The 22,249-nt window shown below is 41.4% G+C and carries 20 protein-coding genes; 13 read left to right on the top strand and 7 right to left on the bottom strand.

Annotated features, from left to right (window positions below; genetic code table 11):
- Positions 1–487 precede the first annotated feature (487 nt).
- Genes ACT8YW_RS02850 through ACT8YW_RS02825 form a run of 6 tightly spaced genes read left to right on the top strand, consistent with a single transcriptional unit; the run spans position 488 to position 5,876 of the window.
- Positions 488–1,297, top strand: coding sequence for a glycosyltransferase family 2 protein (locus ACT8YW_RS02850; RefSeq protein WP_444103927.1), 810 nt, complete (start codon positions 488–490; stop codon positions 1,295–1,297).
- Position 1,298: 1 nt separating this feature from the next.
- Positions 1,299–2,348, top strand: a complete 1,050-nt coding sequence (locus tag ACT8YW_RS02845; RefSeq protein ID WP_004298294.1) for a pyridoxal phosphate-dependent aminotransferase — start codon at positions 1,299–1,301, stop codon at positions 2,346–2,348.
- Positions 2,345–3,076, top strand: coding sequence for a phosphocholine cytidylyltransferase family protein (locus ACT8YW_RS02840; RefSeq protein WP_004298295.1), 732 nt, complete (start codon positions 2,345–2,347; stop codon positions 3,074–3,076). Before ACT8YW_RS02845 ends, ACT8YW_RS02840 begins: the two co-directional genes overlap by 4 nt.
- A gap of 15 nt (positions 3,077–3,091) precedes the next feature.
- Positions 3,092–3,904, top strand: a complete 813-nt coding sequence (locus ACT8YW_RS02835; protein ID WP_004298296.1) for a LicD family protein — start codon at positions 3,092–3,094, stop codon at positions 3,902–3,904.
- Between the two features lie 29 nt (positions 3,905–3,933).
- Positions 3,934–5,067, top strand: coding sequence for a glycosyltransferase family 4 protein (locus ACT8YW_RS02830; RefSeq protein ID WP_444103926.1), 1,134 nt, complete (start codon positions 3,934–3,936; stop codon positions 5,065–5,067).
- Complete coding sequence (locus tag ACT8YW_RS02825) at positions 5,064–5,876, top strand: FkbM family methyltransferase (RefSeq protein WP_004298298.1); 813 nt, start codon at positions 5,064–5,066, stop codon at positions 5,874–5,876. The genes ACT8YW_RS02830 and ACT8YW_RS02825 overlap by 4 nt, the downstream gene beginning before the upstream one ends.
- Here ACT8YW_RS02825 and ACT8YW_RS02820 read toward each other — a convergent pair whose 3' ends face one another.
- On the bottom strand, positions 5,877–6,788 hold the full coding sequence (locus ACT8YW_RS02820; protein ID WP_004298299.1) for a lipopolysaccharide kinase InaA family protein: 912 nt from the start codon (positions 6,786–6,788) through the stop codon (positions 5,877–5,879). It abuts the gene before it with no gap.
- A 232-nt stretch (positions 6,789–7,020) separates the two neighbouring features.
- On the opposite strand from ACT8YW_RS02820, the gene ACT8YW_RS02815 reads away from it, so the two are divergent.
- Positions 7,021–8,079 (top strand): glycosyltransferase family 9 protein, encoded by a 1,059-nt coding sequence (locus ACT8YW_RS02815; RefSeq protein WP_444103924.1) that lies wholly within the window; start codon positions 7,021–7,023, stop codon positions 8,077–8,079.
- Here the strand turns inward: ACT8YW_RS02815 and ACT8YW_RS02810 are convergent.
- Genes ACT8YW_RS02810 through ACT8YW_RS02800 form a run of 3 tightly spaced genes read right to left on the bottom strand, consistent with a single transcriptional unit; the run spans position 8,062 to position 10,836 of the window.
- Positions 8,062–9,138, bottom strand: coding sequence for a glycosyltransferase family 4 protein (locus ACT8YW_RS02810; RefSeq protein WP_287768878.1), 1,077 nt, complete (start codon positions 9,136–9,138; stop codon positions 8,062–8,064). The two genes, ACT8YW_RS02815 and ACT8YW_RS02810, sit on opposite strands and share 18 nt — an antisense overlap.
- A 57-nt stretch (positions 9,139–9,195) precedes the next feature.
- Positions 9,196–10,227: a glycosyltransferase family 9 protein gene (locus tag ACT8YW_RS02805; protein WP_444103922.1), complete on the bottom strand. Its 1,032-nt coding sequence runs from the start codon at positions 10,225–10,227 to the stop codon at positions 9,196–9,198.
- A gap of 3 nt (positions 10,228–10,230) precedes the next feature.
- On the bottom strand, positions 10,231–10,836 hold the full coding sequence (locus ACT8YW_RS02800; protein ID WP_004324325.1) for a DUF4254 domain-containing protein: 606 nt from the start codon (positions 10,834–10,836) through the stop codon (positions 10,231–10,233).
- A gap of 117 nt (positions 10,837–10,953) precedes the next feature.
- On the opposite strand from ACT8YW_RS02800, the gene pdxB reads away from it, so the two are divergent.
- Positions 10,954–11,994 (top strand): 4-phosphoerythronate dehydrogenase PdxB, encoded by a 1,041-nt coding sequence (pdxB, locus tag ACT8YW_RS02795; protein ID WP_259025822.1) that lies wholly within the window; start codon positions 10,954–10,956, stop codon positions 11,992–11,994.
- Positions 11,995–12,100: 106 nt separating this feature from the next.
- On the opposite strand, the gene purN is transcribed toward pdxB, so the two are convergent.
- Complete coding sequence (gene purN / locus ACT8YW_RS02790) at positions 12,101–12,727, bottom strand: phosphoribosylglycinamide formyltransferase (protein WP_004307440.1); 627 nt, start codon at positions 12,725–12,727, stop codon at positions 12,101–12,103.
- Between the two features lie 98 nt (positions 12,728–12,825).
- On the opposite strand from purN, the gene ACT8YW_RS02785 reads away from it, so the two are divergent.
- The 3 genes from ACT8YW_RS02785 to rnc are packed head-to-tail and all read left to right on the top strand — an operon-like array spanning position 12,826 to position 15,268.
- On the top strand, positions 12,826–13,062 hold the full coding sequence (locus ACT8YW_RS02785) for an acyl carrier protein (RefSeq protein ID WP_002558672.1): 237 nt from the start codon (positions 12,826–12,828) through the stop codon (positions 13,060–13,062).
- 15 nt (positions 13,063–13,077) lie between these two features.
- Complete coding sequence (gene fabF / locus ACT8YW_RS02780; protein WP_287646376.1) at positions 13,078–14,340, top strand: beta-ketoacyl-ACP synthase II; 1,263 nt, start codon at positions 13,078–13,080, stop codon at positions 14,338–14,340.
- Positions 14,306–15,268, top strand: a complete 963-nt coding sequence (gene rnc / locus ACT8YW_RS02775) for a ribonuclease III (RefSeq protein ID WP_444103920.1) — start codon at positions 14,306–14,308, stop codon at positions 15,266–15,268. The genes fabF and rnc overlap by 35 nt, the downstream gene beginning before the upstream one ends.
- On the opposite strand, the gene ACT8YW_RS02770 is transcribed toward rnc, so the two are convergent.
- Positions 15,210–16,220: an ATP-dependent 6-phosphofructokinase gene (locus ACT8YW_RS02770; RefSeq protein ID WP_444103919.1), complete on the bottom strand. Its 1,011-nt coding sequence runs from the start codon at positions 16,218–16,220 to the stop codon at positions 15,210–15,212. The two genes, rnc and ACT8YW_RS02770, sit on opposite strands and share 59 nt — an antisense overlap.
- A gap of 137 nt (positions 16,221–16,357) precedes the next feature.
- Here ACT8YW_RS02770 and ACT8YW_RS02765 point away from each other — a divergent pair, with 137 nt between their 5' ends.
- Positions 16,358–17,884, top strand: coding sequence for a GH3 auxin-responsive promoter family protein (locus ACT8YW_RS02765; RefSeq protein ID WP_444103918.1), 1,527 nt, complete (start codon positions 16,358–16,360; stop codon positions 17,882–17,884).
- A 180-nt stretch (positions 17,885–18,064) separates the two neighbouring features.
- On the opposite strand, the gene mnmA is transcribed toward ACT8YW_RS02765, so the two are convergent.
- Positions 18,065–19,222, bottom strand: a complete 1,158-nt coding sequence (gene mnmA / locus ACT8YW_RS02760) for a tRNA 2-thiouridine(34) synthase MnmA (RefSeq protein WP_444103917.1) — start codon at positions 19,220–19,222, stop codon at positions 18,065–18,067.
- A 53-nt stretch (positions 19,223–19,275) separates the two neighbouring features.
- On the opposite strand from mnmA, the gene ACT8YW_RS02755 reads away from it, so the two are divergent.
- Entirely contained in the window at positions 19,276–22,116 is a 2,841-nt protein-coding gene (locus ACT8YW_RS02755) for a DEAD/DEAH box helicase (RefSeq protein WP_444103915.1), read from the top strand.
- The last annotated feature ends 133 nt before the right edge of the window (positions 22,117–22,249 follow it).

The raw sequence follows: 22,249 nt of genomic DNA, 5'->3' as shown, positions 1-22,249 counted from the left end.
CTAAAACTTCCTTTTAGCATTCAGTATCTAATTAAAAGTCATAAATACAAAAAGAGCAGAGCTTAAGCGGAAAAAACTATTAACAAATAGTACACTATAAGTTTCTTAGAAAATATCATTTCCATTTACAAAATTTCCAGTTCAATACTTCCTAAAAACACGAGAGAAGCCCCCCTTTATTCTTAGTCATTTACAAGAGAAGTATTGCCAATGATATTTTACATATAATAGAATGTAATACGGCCTTTTGGAAAGAAGATTTATACAAATCCAATGGTTATAATGAAAAGGTGACTCGCCTGGGATACAAAGATAACGAACTTGTATGTATACTTATTAATTCCAGAACAGAAAAAAAGAATCATAAAATCTGATGCAGCTACCTTGAAAAAGCTCTCAATGCTTGTCACAACCAAATAAAATGTATACATTTGTAGAATTTTAGTGCAAGCCCCCTTAACTATTTAACTAACTTAGTAATAATTATATGAATAAACCCATGGCGAGCAACATAAGTACATCGCTAATTATATCCACCTATAATAGAAGCGACGCATTAGAATTATGCGTTAAAAGCGTGCTACGTCAATCTCTCCTTCCTGATGAAATTATCATTGCCGATGATGGTTCTAAAGAAGATACAGGAGAGCTAATTCATCAATTGGCTACTTCTTCCGAAGTCCCCATTATTCATGTTTGGCATGAGGATCTAGGCTTCAGACTGGCCTCCATCCGCAACAAAGCTATTGCGAAAGCATCTAAAGAATATATTATACAAATTGACGGGGATATCGTCTTACACAAAGATTTCGTCAAAGATCATGTACATTTTGCTAAAAAAGGCAGTTTCGTAACCGGTAGCCGTGTATTAATCCGGGAAGGTTTAACCCAAAAGATGCTGGCAGAAAGGAACTGCATTATCTCTATTCACGACAAAGGTACTAAAAACACAATCAACGGAGTACATTTGCCTTGGCTAAGCCCACTACTTCAGCATTATCGCCAATGGGATATTTCATATTCCAGAGGATGCAATATGGCTTTTTGGAAAGAGGATTTATTAAAAGTCAATGGGTACAATGAAGCTATTACCGGATGGGGAAGTGAAGATCATGAGTTAGTGTGCCGTCTCATCAATAGCGGTGTACGCAAGCGTACCATTAAATTTGCGGGAATTGTGTTCCATCTTTATCATGAGCTACATGGAACGGATAATTTGAGCAACAACCGCAGTATTTTGAACGAGACGAAAGTCAGGAAGCTAACCTGGTGCGATAAAGGAATCATACAAAACTAATATGGAAAAGAATTTGAACTTTTTAGATCGAAACGAATTTAACTACAGTCCATCAAAAGAAGTAGTAGAAGCTTTAAAAAACTTCGATATAAATAAACTTTGTTTTTATACCCGCATTTATGATGAAGGAAAGAAAAGTATATTATCTGTTTTCTTATCCGAACTTTATGATATAGATGAAACACAAGTCTTATTAGGATACGGCGGAGAAGATATTCTGAAGCAAGCTGTACACTACTTCCTGACTCAAGAAGATGGAAATAAAACGATGTTGATTCCCAAGTTCTCATGGTGGTATTATAAATCAATTGCAGATGAGGTGAATGGCCATACTTTGCAATATCCTCTCTACGAAGACGGAAATACTTTTAAATATGACTTTGAGACGCTAAAAGATATGATTCAGAAAGAGAATCCGAAGATTCTTTTACTAGCTTCTCCCAATAACCCTACCGGCAATGGTTTAACTCCGAAAGAATTGGATGAACTGCTTGCAGAAGTACCCAGTCAAACAGTGGTATTGATAGACGAAGCATACGCTTCTTTTGTTTCAACTGATACCAGTTATATCAAAAAGCTGGTTAATAAATATCCGAATTTGATTATTTCCCGTACTTTATCCAAGTTTTATGGATTGCCCGGTTTACGTATGGGATTCGGATTCATGAGTAAGGAGCTGGAAAAATTCAGCAGATACAGCAATAAATATCTGGGATATAACCGGATATCCGAAGATATCGCCATTGCGGCTCTTAAATCGGACGCACACTATCGAAACATCGCCAAACTGATGAACGAAGACCGTGAGCGTTACGAAAAGGAAATCGGCGTGTTACCCGGATTCAAAGTATATGAATCGGTTGCCAATTTTATTTTAATCAAATACCCGATAGAACTGAAAGAGGCTTTACAAAAGGCTTTTGCTGAACAGAGTTATAAAGTGAAGTTTATGAATGAACCGGATATCAATACTCATTTGCGTATCACATTGGGACGCCCAGAGCAGAACCGGATCGTTATAGATACAATCAAAGAAATAGCATCCAAATGAAAGCAGTAATATTAGCCGCAGGAATAGCTTCACGCTTACGCCCGCTGACCGATACGACGCCCAAATGTCTTCTCAAAATAGGAGAACGATGCCTTTTGGAAAGAGCTTTTGATGCTCTGATACAAAACGGATTTGATGAGTTCATCATTGTCACCGGGTATCGCCAGCAGCAAATCGTTGATTTCCTACAGGCACATTATCCAACCCAAGATATTACTTTCATCTATAATGACAGGTATGAATCAACCAACAATATCTATTCATTATGGCTCACCCGTTCCTATACAGATGGGCAGGAGATCTTGTTATTAGACAGCGATATTGTATTTGATCCGCAGATTGTAGAGAAACTGCTTCATTCGGATAAGGATGACATATTGGCACTGAATCGTCATGAGCTCGGAGCAGAAGAAATAAAAGTCATCGTGGACGACGCACAAAAGGTCGTTGAAATCAGCAAAGTCTGCTCGATATCCGATGCTATCGGAGAATCTATCGGCATTGAAAAGATGTCAGCTGAATATACCAAAGCGCTATTCCGGGAACTGGAAATTATGATTACTACCGAAGGACTGGATAATATATTCTACGAACGGGCTTTTGAGAGACTGATTCCGCAAGGATATAGTTTTTACGTTATGGACACCACCGAGTTCTTCTCGGCCGAGCTGGACACAGTAGAAGACTTTCAACAGGCACAGAAGCTGATTCCAGCCAGTCTTTATTAATTAAAATCAGATAGAATGGCTAATTACGACATCCGCCCTCTACAGCTTCGCATATTAAAGAACTTATTAGCTGTTGACAAAGTTTGCAAAGAACATAATCTGCGATATTACATCATGGCAGGCACCATGCTGGGAGCTGTGCGCCACAAAGGATTCATCCCCTGGGATGATGATTTGGATATCGGAATGCCAAGAGCTGATTATGACTTACTAATGGCTAATGCCAAAGAATGGTTACCGGAACCTTACGAAGCGGTATGCGCTGAGAATGATAAGGAATATCCTCTTCCGTTCGCAAAGGTGCAGGATGCCAACACAACCTTAATCGAGCGTATGCATCTCAAATATCTGGGAGGTGTATATATTGATATATTTCCACTAGATGGAGTTCCGGAAAGCCGTATGGCGCAAAGAATGCATTTTGCGAAGTATGAGTTCTACAAACGAGTACTTTATCTTATTCATCGCGATCCATACAAACATGGGAAAGGTCCCAGTTCATGGATACCGCTATTATGCAGAAAGTTTTTTACCCTTACCGGAGCACAGGAAAGCATCAGGAAGGTGATGAAGAAATACGATTTCGACCAATGCGCATTAGTCTGCGATTATGATGATGGAATGAAAGGAATCATGTCGAAGGATATCCTGGGCACTCCCACTCCTATCCGGTTTGAAGATGAAGAAGTATGGGGAGTACAGAAATACGACGCTTATCTGTCACAGAAATATGGAGATTATATGACCATACCTAAACAAAGTGGACAAAGACAACATAATTTCCATTATTTAGACTTGAATAAACCTTATCGGAATTTTGAAGTCTAATTATAATCACATAAAGGTAAGAAGAAGAAATGAGAATAGGTTTTGACGGAAAACGTGCAGTACAGAATTTCACCGGTCTGGGTAATTATAGCCGCTATATAGTGGATATTCTATGCCAATTCTATCCGGAGAATGAATATGTGCTGTATGCCCCCAAGAAACGGGAAAACAAGAGGCTGGACAAATTAACGAAGCAGTATCAGCAACTACAGCTTTCTTATCCCACTACTTCTTCCTGGAAAAAGTTAAGTTCATTGTGGCGAGTATGGGGCGTTACCCAACAACTGGAAAAAGAAAAAATCGATATATTCCACGGACTTAGTAATGAGTTGCCCCTGAATATACATCAAAGCGAGGTAAAAAGTATTGTAACGATTCACGATCTGATCTTTCTGCGCTATCCGCAGTATTACCATTCGATCGACAGGAAAATATACACATACAAATTCCGTAAAGCTTGCGAAAATGCCGATAAAATCATTGCTATCAGCGAATGTACCAAGCGTGATATTATTGAGTATTTCAGGATTCCCGCCGATAAGATAGAAGTTGTTTATCAGGGATGTGATCCTTCATTCATACATCCTGTAGCAGCAGAGAAGAAAAGAGAAATCCGGGCTAAATATCAGCTACCGGATCACTATATCCTTAACGTAGGAAGTATTGAAGAACGCAAAAACGCCCTTTCAGCGGTGCAGGCACTAATGATGCTTCCTGAACAGATTCATCTCGTCATTGTAGGACGCCACACGGAATATACTGATAAGATTGAACGTTTCATTAAGGAGAATAAGCTGGAAGAAAGGGTACATATCATCAGCAATGTTCCTTTTGATGATCTGCCGGTTTTTTATCAGTTAGCAGAAATTTTTGTATACCCTTCCCGTTTCGAAGGTTTTGGTATTCCCATTATAGAAGCTCTATACTCCGGTATTCCGGTAGTGGCCGCTACAGGATCTTGCCTGGAAGAAGCCGGAGGTCCCGACTCTATCTATGTACATCCTGACGATATCAAAGGAATGGCCAATGCTTTCAAACAGATATACTCCGATACTGAAAGAAAAAAGGAGATGATTGAAAAGGGGCAAAAATTTGCCAAAAGATTCTCTGAAGAAAAGCAAGCGGAAGAAATCTTAAACATCTACAAGAAACTAATGAAATGAACGTACTTAAACATACAATAAAGAAATTTATATATGGCACTCTCCCATATTATTTCATGAAAGGATATAAGCCTGGCTCTCCTTATCTGAAATACTATGAATATATTAAAGAACATGGATATTCAAGACACCTGTATGAATTCAAGGATGAATACGCCAATATGCCTGTTGATGTACAGAAAGATGAGGAAAAAGGCTTATACTATGTTCAAAAAGAAAAGAAGCGACTCTATTTCAGAAAAAGCACTCCAGCCAAGAAAATTCAAAAATATTATAGGGCTTTGAGTATGGAACAAGACAGGCGCTCACCGCACCATTACTTCAACAGCGTTAAAGAAGTGACAGGGAAAGTATTTGTGGATGTCGGTTGTGCCGAAGGATATTCATCATTGGAAATTATCGAAGAAGCCAAACATGTTTATTTGTTTGAGCAGGACGAGCAATGGTTGGAAGCCATCAGAGCTACCTTCGAACCATGGCAGGATAAAGTGACGATTGTCCAGAAGTATGTGAGTGACCATAATTCTTCGAGAGAGCAAACACTAGATGATTTCTTCAACAACCAGACGAATGAACATCTATTTCTTAAAATGGATATAGAAGGAGCCGAACGGCACGCATTGGCCGGATGCAATAACTTATTCCAGAATTGCCAGAAGCTGGATTTTGCCATTTGCACATACCACTTGCGTGATGACGAAGAAGTTATCTCTGCATTTCTGGACAAACATAACTGCACATATATTAATCAAAAAGGGTTTTTCAGGCATAAAATCCGCAGTGTAGTGATGCGCGGAAGTAAGAAGTAATCATTGATAATCAGCAGAAAGCAATTCACAATAATCATACTTGCACAGGTATGTATCATAGATATGCTTTTCCTTTTTCAATAAGAAACGTGAGATATGCGGTTCCCAAGAAAAGAATTTACGTACGGAACGGTATAAACGGAAGAATAAAATCAGGGATACAATATGCTTTTCTTTCTCTTTCCGTGCCGCACGACGATAAATATAATGAGTAAAAAACTGATCGCTGTAACGAAGGGCCAGACTGACCGTAGATTCGACGTCCCATCCACGCAAAGAAGCATATTCTGTCATGATGTAAGTCAGTACCTCACGCGAAATACACAAACGGCACATATTACGGCATACCATATCACAATCAATATCCGATAGCAACTGCATGCGATTCACGTCGACCAGAGAGAAACTGTATTCATTCGTTTCATTCTGATGAATCAGTATATTACCGGGAGAATAGTCCAAATGGAGAATACCTGCCTGATGCAAAGCAGCAGTGTAGCGCGCAAAAGCAGAAAGTTTATCTTCATTTCCCTCTACTTTCCCATCCATCAGGGAACGGACAGTTTCGCCACCATCATAACAACAAATATAATAGCTATGTGAAAGAAGACCATTCTGAAATTGTTCAATCATAGCCACTGGCTCCGGAGTGTCAAAACCATGCTGTTGGATCTCCATAGAATAAATATAGGAACGTTCTGCTTTTGATTGCCGGAAAAACGAATATACAACGCGGTTGATGATGTGAGGCTTCTTAAAGCTCTTCACCACAACATCAATACTGCCCAAGCCAATTCGTTTTAAAACATTACGACCATCATACACCACATCTCTTTCTTTCTGGAAGGACCTTGGAATTTCTTCTATCTCCTTCTGCAAATGTGCGTACTTGGGATTTACAATCACTCTCATTACACTCTCCTATATAATACTAATTACAAAGATTGAGCAAAGATAAAGAAATTAGGCCATATTCCGACTATATTTTTCTCTTTTCTCACAAAGATTGGCTAACTCGCTCTACATATAAGTCCTGTTACGAACCGCTTTAGTCATTTTTTCTTTTTTCTTTTCATTTATATTTAGACATAAATGCTTTTTTTTAGTTATGTTTGCACGATAAAAAGCATAAGGAAGTTTAAGCATGAAACCAATCAAAAGAATTCTAATTATTCGATTTAGACAAATAGGCGACTCAATTCTGGCTGTTGCATTGTGCAGCACGCTGAAAAAAAGTTTTCCCGATGCAGAGATACACTTCGTGCTTAATAAAAATATTGCTCCACTCTATGAGGGGCATCCGGATATAGATAAAGTCATTACATTTGACAAGAATGAGAATAAACCATTCACTGCTTATATAAAAAAAGTATGGCAGGTAATGCATAAAAACAGATACGATGTAATCATAGATATGCGCTCTACTATCCGGACTCTTTTTTTCTCTCTTTTTTCATTAAAAACTCCTTTCCGGATAGGACGTATCAAAGGATATACACATTTTCTACTGAACTACCGGACAGACACTTACAGTAAGAATCTGACAACTGACATGGTACAACGCAATCTATTGCTTGCAGCACCATTAGAAAAGATCAGACCTATTCAATACACAAAAGAATTCAAGTTATATCTGACTGACCGGGAAAAAGATGATTTCCGATATTATATGGAAAAGGAAGGGATTGATTTTGCACGCCCTGTGTTATTAATAGGAGTCACAACCAAACTCATCCATAAGAAATGGAATACGGAGTTCATGGTAGCCACACTGAAAAGAATATTAGAGGAATACAAGGACATACAAATGATCTTCAACTACGCGCCGGGGTACGAAGAAGAAGATGCCAGAAATATCTACAAGGAATTAGGATGTCCGGAACGTATCAAGATCGATATACAAGCTTCTTCATTACGACAACTGGCAGCGCTTTGTGCCAACTGTTCATTTTACTTCGGGAACGAAGGAGGAGCCAGACACATCGCCCAAGCCCTTGGAGTTCCTTCATTTGCCATTTATTCACCAAGTGCGTCAAAGTCAATGTGGTTACCCGCCAATTCCGTACTCGCCGAAGGAATTAGTCCTGACGACATTCTTCCACCGGAACAACAGGCGACATTACCCTATGAGGAGCGTTTTGCATTAATTACTCCCGAAAAGGTATACGAGCAATTGATTCCAATACTAAGGCAATTGAGCTAACTCCCGATATAAATCAAGGTAGGCTTGTATATGCTTCTCGTAACTGAATGAAGCGGCATGTTCCTTGATTTTCTCCAAGCGTTCCTTATCTTTATAAAAATCAGGTAGATGCTCCCGGATACTTTCCACCATAGATTCTGTATCCAAATGTTCCCACATGATAGCGTGTCCATTACAAACTTCCGGCAAACTAGTGCGATTAGCAGCAAATACAGCCTTCCCAAATTGCATAGCTTCCACCACCGGCAATCCAAAGCCTTCTCCCTCACTAGGAAACAGGAATGCCTCACAGTTCCGATATAACCATATCTTCTCGCTTTGAGAAATAACATCCGTCAAAAAGACATTAGTGAGCTGATTCTCACGGATCAGATTGCGCACTTCTTCAGCATAAGCAAAATGAGCATCGCCACAAATATATAGATCATATTCCGGGAAATGACGCATTACGTCAACCAAGAGATGGAAGTTCTTTTTTCTACGGATTTGTCCAATCGTAAAAAAGAAAGGACGCCCTGTAGCAAACGACGGCTTTATTCCTTCCAATGTATCGATTCTCTCCACTCCATTATAGATGACCCGGATCTCCTTCCCTTTCAAATCTACATGCTGCCGAATGACATCTGCCACATAATGAGAGATCGTAGTCACGACCGCTGCTTTATTGACCTTATTCTGCATCCGGCGAAGATACATTTTCGCCTTCCAGGGCTTTTTCTCTGTTAAGAAATTAAAGTCGTGTATAGTAAAGATAAACTTTGTACCACCGGCAATACGCAACATCTTGCGCTGTTGATTCACCGCATGCCATACATCTACCTTGGGAAGGGTAAAAGGAAAAAACTTATTGATACGACGTACCGGAACAGAGGTCACATTCGGACCAAATTCCTGCATATATTTCTGCCGCAATAAATATACAAAATGAAGATCATCTACCGGCATAGACGAAAAGGCGGTTGCATAGTTGGCCGCAATCTGCCCGAAGCCGGCTGTGAGACTACCATAATTCGTAAGATCTATCAGTACCTTTTTCTTTCGTTGTATCTCTTTCATCATTATTTGATTCTACGCTCTTTCGGCTCAATAAACAGCTAATTTGAACTTCAGCAAGGATTAATCTACAAGCCCTTCTATTTTCGCAATGACCTGCTCCGGCTTTATATCCCTCAAACAGGCATAATCACCTCGCCAGCAAGGCTTCTGACCATATACAGAACAGGGACGGCATGACAAATCGAGTTGCACGGTATTGACCGGCAATTGTTTCCAACCCATAAAACCGGCATAAGGATGGGTGGCTCCCCAAATAGAGACAACCGGAATATTGACCAGGGATGCCAAATGCATATTGGCAGAATCCATTGAAAGCATCACGTCCAGATGGCTCATCAGATTCAGTTCGGTACGCATATTCAGTTTACCGATCATTGAAACGACAGAAGGATATTTAGCAATCCATGCATCAAATACGTCCTGCTCGCTTTTACCGCCTCCAAAGAGGAAAACCTTTACTTTGGGATTGGCAGCAAAATGTGCTATAACTTGCTCCTGCAGTTCAAACGGATAAATCTTACCTGCATGTTTGGCAAAAGGAGCTATACCAATCCACTTTTGATCTTCTTTAGGCCCTGTGACTGGTTCTATTTCCGCAAAGTTTCCTTTTCCTTCGCCATAAATAGAAGAGAAATTTAATAGTACCGGTAAACCTAGCTTCTCAAGTACATCGGCATAACGACGAAAAGAACTCTTCTGATTTTCCATCACCTTATCATGACGGCGAACCAGCTTCTTTTTGCCTGCCCTTCCTTTACAAATGGAAGCTACCGGTTTATTGGCAAGACGGAATCGCAAACATAAATACTTAGAACGAAGTACATGATGAAAATCAGCAATGTAATCAAAATGCATTGCTTTCAATTCCGAATAAAGGCTATTCAAGCCCCAAAGCCCCTTGTGCTTGCCTGTTAAATCAGCTCCGACAAAACCCACATTGGCAGGCAACCCCTGAAAGAGTGGCTGCCATACAGCACGACTTAACACTGTTATTTCATGCTGCGGGTATTGCACAGCCAGCGAATGTATTACCGGGATTGTCATGGCTACATCGCCAAGAGCTGAAAAACGAATAATGAGAATACGCGCCATTCGTTATTTTTTCGCATAAAGCACCGGATTTAATGCCGGGTCATTATACATCTTCATCTGTTTATATACTTTCATATATTTTCTTCCGGCTTCGATATCAGCCAACAGCTGTTCAATAGCCGTAGAAAGGTCTTTGCGTTGTTCCAGCAGGATATTCAACTTAGTCTGGCATTGAGCACGGTGTTCCTCGGTAGTGTCCGTACGTTCCACCTCCTGCTGCATGTGGTAAATTTTCAATGCAAGAATTGACAAGCGGTCAATTGCCCATGCAGGGCTTTCCGTATTGATCGTTGCGTCAGAGAGAGGTTTTACCTCTTTGTATTTGTCTAAAAAGTAGCTATCAATTAATTCCACCAGGTCTGTACGGTCCTGATTTGATTTATCAATTCTTCTTTTCAAGGCCAATGCTTCTACCGGATCAATCTGCGGGTCACGGATAATATCCTCAAAATGCCATTGCACAGCATCAATCCAGTTCTTTAGATATAAATAATACTCAATAGTTTTCAACTCGTAAGGATTGTTCATCGGAGCATCCACACTATCCGTTACATGGTAATCTGTTGTCGATTTCCAAAAAATCTCGTTGCAAAGGTTACTAAATGTCATAATCTTAACTAGCTAATAGATATATAATAGGGCAAATCTATGTAATATTTTTCAGACAAGCAACCGTTTCTTACTTTTTTATTTGATACCTTTGTGGGTATAAAAGATGAATTGTATATGAAAATTATTATCGACAATAAAATACCTTATATAAAAGAAGCGGTGCAGAGAATAGCCGATGAGGTAGTTTATGCACCGGGGAAAGATTTCACTCCGGAGCTCGTACGGGATGCGGACGCACTTATTGTCCGTACCCGCACACATTGCAACCGGGATTTATTGGAAGGTAGTCGAGTGAAATTCATAGCGACGGCAACCATAGGTTTCGACCATATTGATACGGAGTATTGCAAACAGGCCGGTATCGAATGGACGAATGCACCGGGATGTAATTCGGCTTCTGTCGCCCAATATATACAGTCATCGCTTCTTGTATGGAAGTCCGTCAGGAATAAAAGACTGAATGAACTGACGATTGGAATCATAGGAGTAGGAAATGTCGGGAGTAAGGTAGCTAAAGTTGCCCAGGATTTTGGCATGCGTGTTTTATTGAATGATTTGCCACGGGAAAAAAAAGAAGGTGCAGAACGATTCTCTTCACTGGAGAAAATAGCGGAAGAGTGTGACATCATCACTTTTCACGTACCTTTATATAAGGAAGGAAAGTATAAAACGTTCCACTTGGCGGATGAAGTTTTCTTTCAGTCACTCAAACGGAAGCCTGTTATCATCAATACCTCACGAGGAGAAGTCATCCAGACTGATGCTCTTTTAAAAGCCTTGAACAGCCGGATGATTTCGGATGCCATCATCGACGTATGGGAGCATGAACCGGAAATCAACCGTGATCTATTGGAAAAGACATTTATCGGAACTCCTCACATTGCAGGTTACTCTGCAGATGGAAAAGCAAACGCCACACGTATGTCATTGGATGCCATCTGCAAATTTTTCCAAATAAAAGGGGATTATGAAATTAACGCACCCGCACCTGTCTCCCCCATTATTCATGCAAAAAACCACGAAGAAGCAGTCCTCCAAATGTATAATCCAACCGAAGACAGCAACCGGCTAAAAAATCAACCGGAGCTATTCGAAACCCTACGCGGCGATTATCCTTTGCGGAGAGAAGAGAAAGCATACATTATTAAGTATTAGGTATTAAGTTTCAAGTAAGTATCAAACATTAATCGCATTGACCGAAAAATTTAATAAAATTCTGTCAAAGGATTATCTGTACGACGTAATACTTAATACCTGATACTTAATTCTTATTATTTAGTACTTGTTCTATGATTTGAGGGAAGTGTTCATATTCCAAAGCATGCACCTTCTTAGCTACATCATCCGGAGAATCAGTCGAAAGAACAGGGCAAGTAGCTTGAAAAATCGTATTTCCTTCGTCGTAATGCTCATTTATATAATGTATAGTAATGCCGCTTTCTTTCTCACCGGCAGCCACTACCGCTTCATGAACCCGGTCACCATACATCCCCTTGCCTCCAAACTTCGGCAGAAGAGCAGGATGTATATTTATAATTTTATCGGGATAAGCATGCAAAAGTAAATCAGGCACACGAACCAGAAAGCCAGCCAGCACGACAAAATCAATGCGGTACTCCTGCAGAATAGCCAAAATTTCATCTCCGGCTATCCAATCCTCCTTTGGAAACACGTTAGAAGGCACTCCCAAGCGATGCGCACGTTCCAAAACATAGGCGTCACTCTTATTAGAAAGCACCAACGAAACCTGAACGGAATCGTTTTTTTGGAAATACCGGATAATATTCTCAGCATTTGAGCCGGAACCGGAAGCGAAAATTGCGATGTTTTTCTTCATAACTCTCAAATTCGATGCACAAAACAGTGAAAAATGTGCAAAACATTGCATTTATTTAGTCAAATATTTGCGCAAAACGATAAATATTCATTCCTTTGCACCGCAAATTTAAAGAAATAAAACTAATTATTAATTAAAAACTTAAAGTTATGTCTGAAATTGCATCAAGAGTAAAAGCGATTATCGTTGATAAATTAGGCGTAGAAGAATCAGAAGTTACAACCGAAGCAAGCTTCACTAACGACCTGGGAGCAGATTCTCTTGACACTGTAGAACTTATCATGGAATTCGAAAAAGAATTCGGTATCTCTATTCCTGATGACCAAGCAGAAAAGATTGGTACTGTAGGTGATGCTGTATCTTATATCGAAGAACACGCTAAGTAATTCGATTTCATCAATATGGAATTAAAAAGAGTGGTAGTAACAGGCCTTGGCGCCATTACTCCCGTTGGCAACAGCGTTCCCGAATTTTGGGAAAACATTGTGAACGGGGTTAGTGGAGCAGGGCCTATTACTCATTTTGATGCGTCGTTATTCAAGACCCAATTCGCATGCGAAGTGAAAGACTTCGATGCAACGAAATACATAGACCGCAAAGAAGCAAGAAAGATGGACTTGTATACTCAATATGCCATCGCTGTTGCTAAAGAAGCGGTGAGTGATTCCGGTCTTGACGTCGAGAAAGAAGACTTGAACAAAATCGGTGTTATTTTCGGCGCCGGTATTGGTGGTATACATACATTTGAAGAAGAGGTAGGCAACTACTACACTCGTCAGGAAATGGGTCCGAAGTTTAATCCGTTCTTCATTCCAAAGATGATTTCGGATATTGCAGCCGGACAGATTTCTATCATGTATGGTTTCCATGGTCCTAACTACGCGACTTGTTCAGCATGTGCTACTTCAACCAATGCTATTGCAGATGCTTTCAACCTGATTCGTTTGGGCAAAGCAAATGTAATTGTATCCGGTGGTTCGGAAGCAGCGATCTTCCCGGCAGGTGTAGGCGGTTTCAACGCTATGCACGCCTTGTCAACACGCAACGACGAAGCTTCTAAAGCTTCACGTCCGTTTAGCGCAAGCCGCGATGGTTTCGTTATGGGCGAAGGTGGCGGTTGCTTGATCCTGGAAGAACTGGAACACGCTAAAGCTCGTGGTGCAAAAATCTATGCAGAAGTTGCCGGTGTAGGTATGTCTGCAGATGCACATCACTTGACTGCTTCTCATCCGGAAGGTCTGGGAGCGAAACTGGTGATGATGAATGCATTGGAAGATGCGGAAATGGATCCGAAAGAAGTAGATTATATCAATGTACACGGTACATCTACTCCGGTTGGTGATATTTCAGAAGCAAAAGCAATCAAGGAAGTATTCGGTGATCATGCATTCGAGTTGAACATCAGTTCAACCAAATCAATGACAGGTCACTTGCTGGGAGCTGCCGGTGCGGTAGAATCTATTGCAAGCATCCTTGCCATTAAGAACGGCATTGTTCCTCCGACTATCAACCACGAAGAAGGTGACAACGACGAGAATATCGACTACAACCTTAATTTCACGTTCAATAAAGCACAGAAACGCGAAGTTAATGTTGCCTTGTCCAATACATTTGGATTTGGTGGTCACAATGCGTGCGTTATCTTCAAGAAATACGCAGAGTAATATCGTGTTACGTAACGAAATAGATAAGATAAGGCTCTTGTTCCGCAAGGATAGAGAGTCTTATCTTTGTTTTTACCGGATACTTGGGTTCTACCCGCGCAATATCCAGCTTTATGAGCAGGCTCTCCTGCACAAATCGACTTCTGTCCGCTCCGACAAGGGACGTCCCCTCAACAATGAACGGCTGGAGTTTTTAGGTGACGCCATCCTCGACGCCATTGTGGGAGATATTGTCTACAAACGTTTCGAAGGGAAACGGGAAGGTTTCCTAACCAATACACGTTCCAAGATCGTACAACGAGAGACGTTGAACAAGTTGGCCGTTGAAATCGGCCTGGATAAGCTCATCAAGTATTCTACCCGCTCTTCTTCTCACAACAGCTACATGTACGGAAACGCCTTTGAGGCATTTATCGGAGCTATTTATCTGGATCAGGGGTACGAACGTTGTAAACAGTTTATGGAGCAACGGATCATTAACCGTTATATCGATCTGGATAAAATATCCCGGAAAGAGGTTAACTTCAAATCCAAGCTTATCGAGTGGAGCCAAAAGAACAAAATGGAGGTTTCCTTTGAATTAATCGAGCAGTTTCTCGATCATGACAGTAACCCTGTATTCCAAACTGAAGTACGTATTGAAGGACTTCCGGCAGGAACAGGTACGGGGTATTCCAAGAAGGAGTCTCAACAGAATGCCGCCCAGATGGCTATAAAGAAGGTAAAGGAACTGACATTTATGTCAACCATCGAGGAGATTAAAACACAACATTCTGCAACTGCTACTGAAACGGAAACAGAGAATGTTTCAGAAGAAAACATCCTCGTCGATGAGATTTCCACAGTGCAGGACACAGAAGCTCCGGCAACTAACCAAAACAAATCCCCATGCGACGACCCTGAATCACCAAATCGTGATCTTCAGTAACCAATTTCAGTTTTCCTGCAACTTCTTCAAGAGGAATAGATGCTATATCGTCTCCTTTTAAAGTCACCATACGCCCGAATTGACCATTGGCTATCAATTCTGTTGCATGCCCGCCCATGCGGGTAGAAAGATTGCGGTCGAAAGGAGTAGGCGAACCACCACGTTGGATATACCCCAAAACTGTTTCGCGGGTTTCTATACCGGTTTCATATTCAATTTCCTGCGCGATATATTCAGCAGCACGTTTACGCCCGTCAGTCTGAATTCCTTCCGCTACCACTACAATAGAATAGGGTTTGCCTTTCTTTAGTCTTTCCAGAATCGTATTACCGATATTCTTAATGTTATAAGCGATTTCAGGGACAAGAATCACATCCCCTCCTCCTGCCATACCGGAATACAAAGCAATCCAACCGGCTTTATGCCCCATCACTTCAATCACCATCACCCTTTTATGAGAGCTTGCGGTGGAATGTAGACGGTCAATGGCATCGGTAGCAATACTTACCGCCGAGTCGAAACCAAAAGAGATGTCCGTGCCCCAAATATCATTATCAATGGTTTTAGGAACAGATACGATGTTAACTCCCATTGCAGCAAACTTGGCTGCAGTCTTCTGCGTTCCATTTCCACCGATACAAACGACACAATCCAGCCCAATTTCATGGATATTCTGAAGAATTAAAGACGGTTTGTCAACATCAGAGACAACGCCTCCTTTTTTGAAAGGCTTCTCGCGAGAGGTTCCTAGCATCGTTCCACCCAAATTCAGTAGCCCGGAAAGCGACTTGTCTGTAATAGATTCGACATCTTTGGTCAGCAATCCCTGAAAACCACTGTGAATGCCTATCACTTCCATCCCATAATAATTGATGGCAGTTTTGCACACGCCACGAATGGTGGCATTGATACCGGGACAGTCCCCGCCGGATGTTAAGATTCCAATTCTCATTGTCGCATTTTTTAGTCTAAAACTCGGGTATTCTATGAAAGTCGTCAATTTTTAACGATTATTTCCGTCGTAAAGATAGAAAAAAAAGATAAATAAGTTACTTTTGCACGACTAAACATTATTATGTTAAAGCAGAAATGAATATTACAAAAATTATTAGTAAGACTTTCGATTCCCGTTTAAAACAGATAGACCTATATGCTAGTCAGGCTAGTGAGATACAGCATCGTGTGTTAAGTCGCTTAATACACCAGGCCGCTCAGACTGAATGGGGAAGAAAGTACGATTACTCCTCTATCCGTAACTATGAAGATTTCCGAAAACGTGTTCCTATCCAAACATACGAAGAAATCAAACCTTATGTAGAACGTTTGCGAGCCGGGGAACAGAATCTGCTTTGGCCATCGGAGATACGCTGGTTTGCAAAATCCTCCGGAACGACTAATGATAAAAGTAAATTCCTTCCCGTCAGCAAAGAGGCACTGGAAGACATTCATTACAGAGGAGGAAAAGATGCGGCAGCTCTTTATTTCCGCATCAATCCGAATAGCCATTTTTTCTCCGGCAAGGGACTGATTCTTGGGGGTAGCCATAGTCCGAACCTCAACTCCAACCATAGTTTAGTAGGAGATTTATCCGCTATTCTGATTCAGAATGTGAATCCGCTTATCAATTTCATTCGTGTACCCAGCAAGAAAATTGCATTGATGAGCGAATGGGAGACCAAAATAGAAGCAATCGCCAACAGCACTATTCCGGTAAATGTGACAAGCCTGTCCGGTGTACCGTCGTGGATGCTGGTACTTATCAAACGTGTTCTTGAAAAGACAGGAAAACAGACTTTGGAAGAAGTATGGCCCAACCTGGAAGTTTTCTTCCACGGTGGAGTGGCTTTCACTCCTTATCGTGAGCAATACAAGCAGGTGATTCAAACACCGAAGATGCATTATGTAGAGACTTATAATGCTTCGGAAGGATATTTTGGAACTCAAAACGACCTCTCCGATCCTGCCATGTTATTAATGATCGACTATGGAATCTTCTACGAATTTGTTCCGCTGGAGGAAGTAGGAAAAGAGAGTCCACGAGCTTATTGTCTTGAAGAAGTCGAGCTCAACAAGAACTATGCAATGGTTATTTCTACTTCTTGTGGTTTATGGAGATACATGATTGGGGATACAGTGAAGTTTACCAGTAAGAATCCCTATAAGTTTGTCATCACAGGAAGAACGAAGCATTTCATCAACGCATTTGGCGAAGAACTGATTGTCGATAATGCTGAAAAAGGATTGGCAAAGGCTTGTGCCGAAACCGGAGCGCAAGTTAGTGAATACACCGCGGCACCTGTGTTTATGGATGAGAATGCCAAATGCCGGCACCAGTGGTTAATAGAGTTTGCTAAGATGCCGGATTCAGTAGAAAAATTTGCAGCGATACTTGATGCCACACTGAAGGAAGTTAACTCCGATTATGAGGCGAAACGATGGAAAGATATAGCTCTGCAACCATTGGAAGTAATCGTTGCCCGTGAGGGATTATTCCATGATTGGCTGGCACAGAGAGGAAAGTTGGGAGGACAACACAAAGTCCCCAGATTAAGCAATACGCGCGAATATATAGAAACAATGTTAGCGCTGAATGACAGCATTCCTTCGAAAGAATAACCAAAAACCAAGACATAACCGACACAAGTTATCCTTATTACAGAGATTGCTTGTACAAGGAGAGCGTTTCGAAGCACCTCTCCAATTTCTTCCAGGCACGGATTACACGGATAAACACGGAAAGAGAATAAACCTTATCCATGTAATTCGCATAATCCGTGCCTTAGTTATGTCGGCTAATTACCGGGCGTTGACTATTATCCCTCCTCCCAATAATAAGCCATCTTTATAGAATGCAGCAGCTTGTCCCGGAGCAATGGCGGTTAAAGGCTCATGAAGTTGCACATGCAGTAGATGATCTGGTGTAATGGTAATCGTAGCATGGTTTTCCTGTTTGCGATACCGTATTTTCACAATGATGTCAGAATGCCCTAAAGTACGCTCCTGATTGACAAGATTCCAGTCTTTCAACCACATTTCTGTTTTCTCCAGAGCTGAAAGAGAAGCTAATACTACTTCGTTCTTTTCAGGATTAATCTCTTTCACAAATACGGGACGGTTCAAATGAATGCCCAAGCCACGTCTCTGTCCAATGGTATAAAAAGGATAACCCTCATGCCAGGCAATAAAATCTCCCTTTTCATCGACAAACCTTCCTCGTTTCACTTTATTGAGTCCTGCCTGATTGCTTCCAACCAATACTTGCCAATCTCCAACCAATGCTTGATTCTCCCCCATCATCTGCTCTTCTTCTGCCAATGCCGCACTATTTTGAGCCAACCAGTTTCTCAGAAAAGTCCGATAGTCCATTGGGCAAAAACAAACGCCTATACTGTCCTTTTTAGTTGCCACCTTCCGGAACCCATGTTCCGCAGCCCAGGCACGGGCTTCCACTTTCGTAATATTCCCCATCGGCAACAGCATCCTGCAAAGAATATCTTGTTTCAATCCCCATAGAAAGAAGGTTTGATCCTTATCCGAGTCGGCAGCGTATGTTATATAAAAGGTGTTATTTAGTTGTATATTCTGTGCATAGTGTCCGGTAGCGATATAGAAAACACCCATTTCATCGGCAATTTTAGCAAGCAGAGGCCATTTCAGGTAATTATTACACAATGTACAAGGGACCGGAGTCCGTCCTGCCAGATACTCCAGCACAAAATAGTCAATAATCTGCTTATTGAATATTTCACGGGCATCGTATGTTATATGCCGTATTCCTAAACGTTCTGCCAGATTACGGGCATCTTCCAGATACTCTGTCGAGCCATTCAATTCATAAAAACGAAAGGTTACTCCGATTACTTCATAACCGGCTTCCAGCAATCGCATAGCAGCAACAGAACTGTCTGTACCGCCGCTCATTCCAAGCAATACTCGTTTGTTTTCCTCCATCATGCTGCAAAATTAAGTATTTTCCCGTATCTTTGTCTGTTAAAGCCTAAAAGAGAATGAAAGAGAGACCAACTAACGGACAAGTCATAATCGTTTTCACAGAACATCCGATACTCGGCATATTGCTGATTCCCTATATTGCGGAAAGGCTGGACGATGGTACCTTGCAATTAGTAGAACAAGCATTTCACGCCTCTCCCGAAGCTATGAGCAAGATGAGTGAGGCAGAAAGACAAGCTATTCATATCGCCTCTTATTATACAGAGAAGCATCTAATGAGCGTTTACTCCCGCGAAAAAACAGTATCGCGTTTTCTACATAAGTTATCCGAAGATCCGGAACGAATTAAAAATGATATCCGTCCGTCTATCGAAAAGAAGCTGTTGGAAATGCTGGCACTGATACGCGACAATGGACTGCCTTTTTATCAGAAACAAGCCGGCAGTAAAATACTATACGCCCATCATGCCTATCACATAAATCCTCATAATGCAGAAATTCGTGTAACGTTTCATGTTGACAATAAAACGTTTCGTTATCAGTTGCAGTGCTATTATGAAGGACAGCCATTCTCTTTAAGTGAGTTGAAACCTGTGGTTGTACTGACATCCGCACCAGCCACGTTATTATTGGGAATGGAGCTATACTTCTTTCCGCACATTGAAAGCGCACGCATCTTACCTTTTACAAAGAAAAGATCGATCAGCGTAGACGCTTCCCAAATTGAAAAATATATAGATAACATTGTTATCCCGATTGCTCGTTATCATGAAATCGAGACTCACGGTTTGAGTATAATGGAAGAGAAATGCCCCTGTGAAGCAATTCTCTCATTCGAAGATACCACGTACAACGGACAAGCATTGCAGCTTGGTTTCCGTTATCGAGATCAGACATTTACACCGGATAGTGCCCTTGAAATGAAAAAAATCATTTATCGGAAAACATCCGGTGAAATCTTCTTTTTTCGCCGGAACATTACTGCTGAAGAACAAGCCGTTCAGCTCTTAACGGATGCAGGCCTGCGACAACTCAATGATACACATTTCAGCCTATCCCCTGAAGCTCCGGAGAAAACGATCGTCGAATGGATCAACAGCCATCGGGAGATGTTGCAGCAGTCCTTCCATCTCACCAGCAATATGGGAAACACACCTTATTGCCTGGACGAGATACGCATCGAGCAAAGTTGCGACGATGAGGTCGACTGGTTTGAATTGCACATCACCGTTGTTATCGGTAATCTGCGTATTCCTTTTTCACGTTTCCGCAAACATATCCTGGAGGAAAAGAGAGAATATCTGTTACCTGATGGGCGCATGATTCTCCTGCCAGAGGAATGGTTCAGCAAATATGCGAATTTACTAGAGATGGGAATTCAAACGGAAAAAGGAATCCGCTTGAAACATACGTTTGTTGGTGCTGCACAGACCGCCTTAGGTAAAGAGGAATTAAAGAAATTTCCGGTGAAGCAACAGATACAAAATGTTGCCGTACCCAAAAACCTCAAAGCAACATTACGTCCCTATCAGCAGAAAGGATTCTCATGGATGGTACACTTGCATAAACAAGGATTTGGCGGATGCCTGGCAGATGACATGGGGCTTGGGAAGACACTCCAAACTCTTACTCTATTACAATATATATATAAACCATCTACCCCCAGACAACCGGCTACCCTGATCGTTGTCCCCACATCGCTACTTCATAACTGGCGACGGGAAGCCAAACGCTTCACAGCACTCTCGATGGCGGAATACAACAACACCGTGTCTATAGACAAGGAACAACCGGAAAAATTCTTCGGTCATTTTCACTTGATCTTTACGACGTATGGCATGATGAGGAATAACATTGATATACTCTGTTCATACCGTTTCGAATACATCGTGCTCGATGAAAGCCAGAATATCAAAAATAGCGAATCGCTCACCTTCCGGTCAGCCATTCGACTACAAAGTAAACACCGGCTTGTACTTACTGGTACTCCCATCGAAAACTCATTAAAGGACCTGTGGGCTCAATTTCACTTTATACAACCAGACTTACTGGGTACGGAAAATGCTTTCCAAAAGCAGTTTATAATGCCGATTCGTCAGGGGAATGCCCGTGCAAAAGTATTATTGCAACAACTGACAGCCCCATTTATCCTCCGTAGAAGCAAGAAAGAGGTAGCTCCGGAACTTCCGGCACTTACCGAAGAGACCATCTACTGTGACATGACTGAAGAACAGAATACTTGTTACGAACAGGAGAAAAACAGCCTGCGCAACATCCTTCTTCAGCATCCTCAAAGTACCGACAGGCTTCATTCGTTTAGTGTATTAAATGGCATCTTACGTTTACGACAACTATCTTGCCACCCGCAACTTATCCTTCCCGACTATACCGGAACATCCGGAAAAACGGCACAAATAATCGAAACATTCGACACGCTACAGAGTGAAGGCCACAAAGTTTTAATTTTCTCCTCATTCGTCAGACATCTGGAGGTGCTCGCCGAAGCTTTCCACGAACGGGGTTGGAAATATGCCTTATTAACAGGATCGACCAACAACCGTCCTTCCGAAATCGCCCATTTCACCGATCAAAAAGATGTCCAGGCATTCCTGATTTCACTAAAAGCAGGAGGCGTGGGACTGAATCTGACCCAAGCCGACTATGTATTTATCATAGACCCCTGGTGGAATCCTGCCGCCGAATCGCAGGCGATCGCCCGCGCCCATCGTATCGGGCAGGACAAGCAAGTAATTGCTTACCGCTTCATTACCCAAAACAGTATCGAAGAAAAGATTCTTCACCTACAAGATGAGAAACGGAAACTGGCAGAAACATTTGTTGCCGATAGTGAGCCATTACCTATATTAAGCAACGAGCAATGGGTAGACCTGCTCTAATAATACATAAAGTCGCAATCTATCACAGAGGCGTGTAAAATGTATTATTTCATCGTATTCCTGAATTTTTTTATCCATATACTCTTATTTTATCCGGTTATCTTTGCCATTGTGAAAATTATAAATAACCCGA

This window comes from Bacteroides sp. (assembly GCF_052357945.1).
In the GTDB taxonomy this organism is placed as follows: domain Bacteria; phylum Bacteroidota; class Bacteroidia; order Bacteroidales; family Bacteroidaceae; genus Bacteroides.
Note: the sequence above shows the minus strand (reverse complement) of the source record. Positions and strands in the feature narration are given on the sequence as shown.

Coding starts and splice junctions, on each gene's coding strand:
- ACT8YW_RS02850 (WP_444103927.1), top strand. CDS start 488: ATGAATAAACCCATGGCGAGCAACATAAGTACATCGCTAATTATATCC.
- ACT8YW_RS02845 (WP_004298294.1), top strand. CDS start 1,299: ATGGAAAAGAATTTGAACTTTTTAGATCGAAACGAATTTAACTACAGT.
- ACT8YW_RS02840 (WP_004298295.1), top strand. CDS start 2,345: ATGAAAGCAGTAATATTAGCCGCAGGAATAGCTTCACGCTTACGCCCG.
- ACT8YW_RS02835 (WP_004298296.1), top strand. CDS start 3,092: ATGGCTAATTACGACATCCGCCCTCTACAGCTTCGCATATTAAAGAAC.
- ACT8YW_RS02830 (WP_444103926.1), top strand. CDS start 3,934: ATGAGAATAGGTTTTGACGGAAAACGTGCAGTACAGAATTTCACCGGT.
- ACT8YW_RS02825 (WP_004298298.1), top strand. CDS start 5,064: ATGAACGTACTTAAACATACAATAAAGAAATTTATATATGGCACTCTC.
- ACT8YW_RS02820 (WP_004298299.1), bottom strand. CDS start 6,788: ATGAGAGTGATTGTAAATCCCAAGTACGCACATTTGCAGAAGGAGATA.
- ACT8YW_RS02815 (WP_444103924.1), top strand. CDS start 7,021: ATGAAACCAATCAAAAGAATTCTAATTATTCGATTTAGACAAATAGGC.
- ACT8YW_RS02810 (WP_287768878.1), bottom strand. CDS start 9,138: ATGATGAAAGAGATACAACGAAAGAAAAAGGTACTGATAGATCTTACG.
- ACT8YW_RS02805 (WP_444103922.1), bottom strand. CDS start 10,227: ATGGCGCGTATTCTCATTATTCGTTTTTCAGCTCTTGGCGATGTAGCC.
- ACT8YW_RS02800 (WP_004324325.1), bottom strand. CDS start 10,836: ATGACATTTAGTAACCTTTGCAACGAGATTTTTTGGAAATCGACAACA.
- pdxB (WP_259025822.1), top strand. CDS start 10,954: ATGAAAATTATTATCGACAATAAAATACCTTATATAAAAGAAGCGGTG.
- purN (WP_004307440.1), bottom strand. CDS start 12,727: ATGCAATGTTTTGCACATTTTTCACTGTTTTGTGCATCGAATTTGAGA.
- ACT8YW_RS02785 (WP_002558672.1), top strand. CDS start 12,826: ATGTCTGAAATTGCATCAAGAGTAAAAGCGATTATCGTTGATAAATTA.
- fabF (WP_287646376.1), top strand. CDS start 13,078: ATGGAATTAAAAAGAGTGGTAGTAACAGGCCTTGGCGCCATTACTCCC.
- rnc (WP_444103920.1), top strand. CDS start 14,306: ATGCGTGCGTTATCTTCAAGAAATACGCAGAGTAATATCGTGTTACGT.
- ACT8YW_RS02770 (WP_444103919.1), bottom strand. CDS start 16,220: ATGAGAATTGGAATCTTAACATCCGGCGGGGACTGTCCCGGTATCAAT.
- ACT8YW_RS02765 (WP_444103918.1), top strand. CDS start 16,358: ATGAATATTACAAAAATTATTAGTAAGACTTTCGATTCCCGTTTAAAA.
- mnmA (WP_444103917.1), bottom strand. CDS start 19,222: ATGATGGAGGAAAACAAACGAGTATTGCTTGGAATGAGCGGCGGTACA.
- ACT8YW_RS02755 (WP_444103915.1), top strand. CDS start 19,276: ATGAAAGAGAGACCAACTAACGGACAAGTCATAATCGTTTTCACAGAA.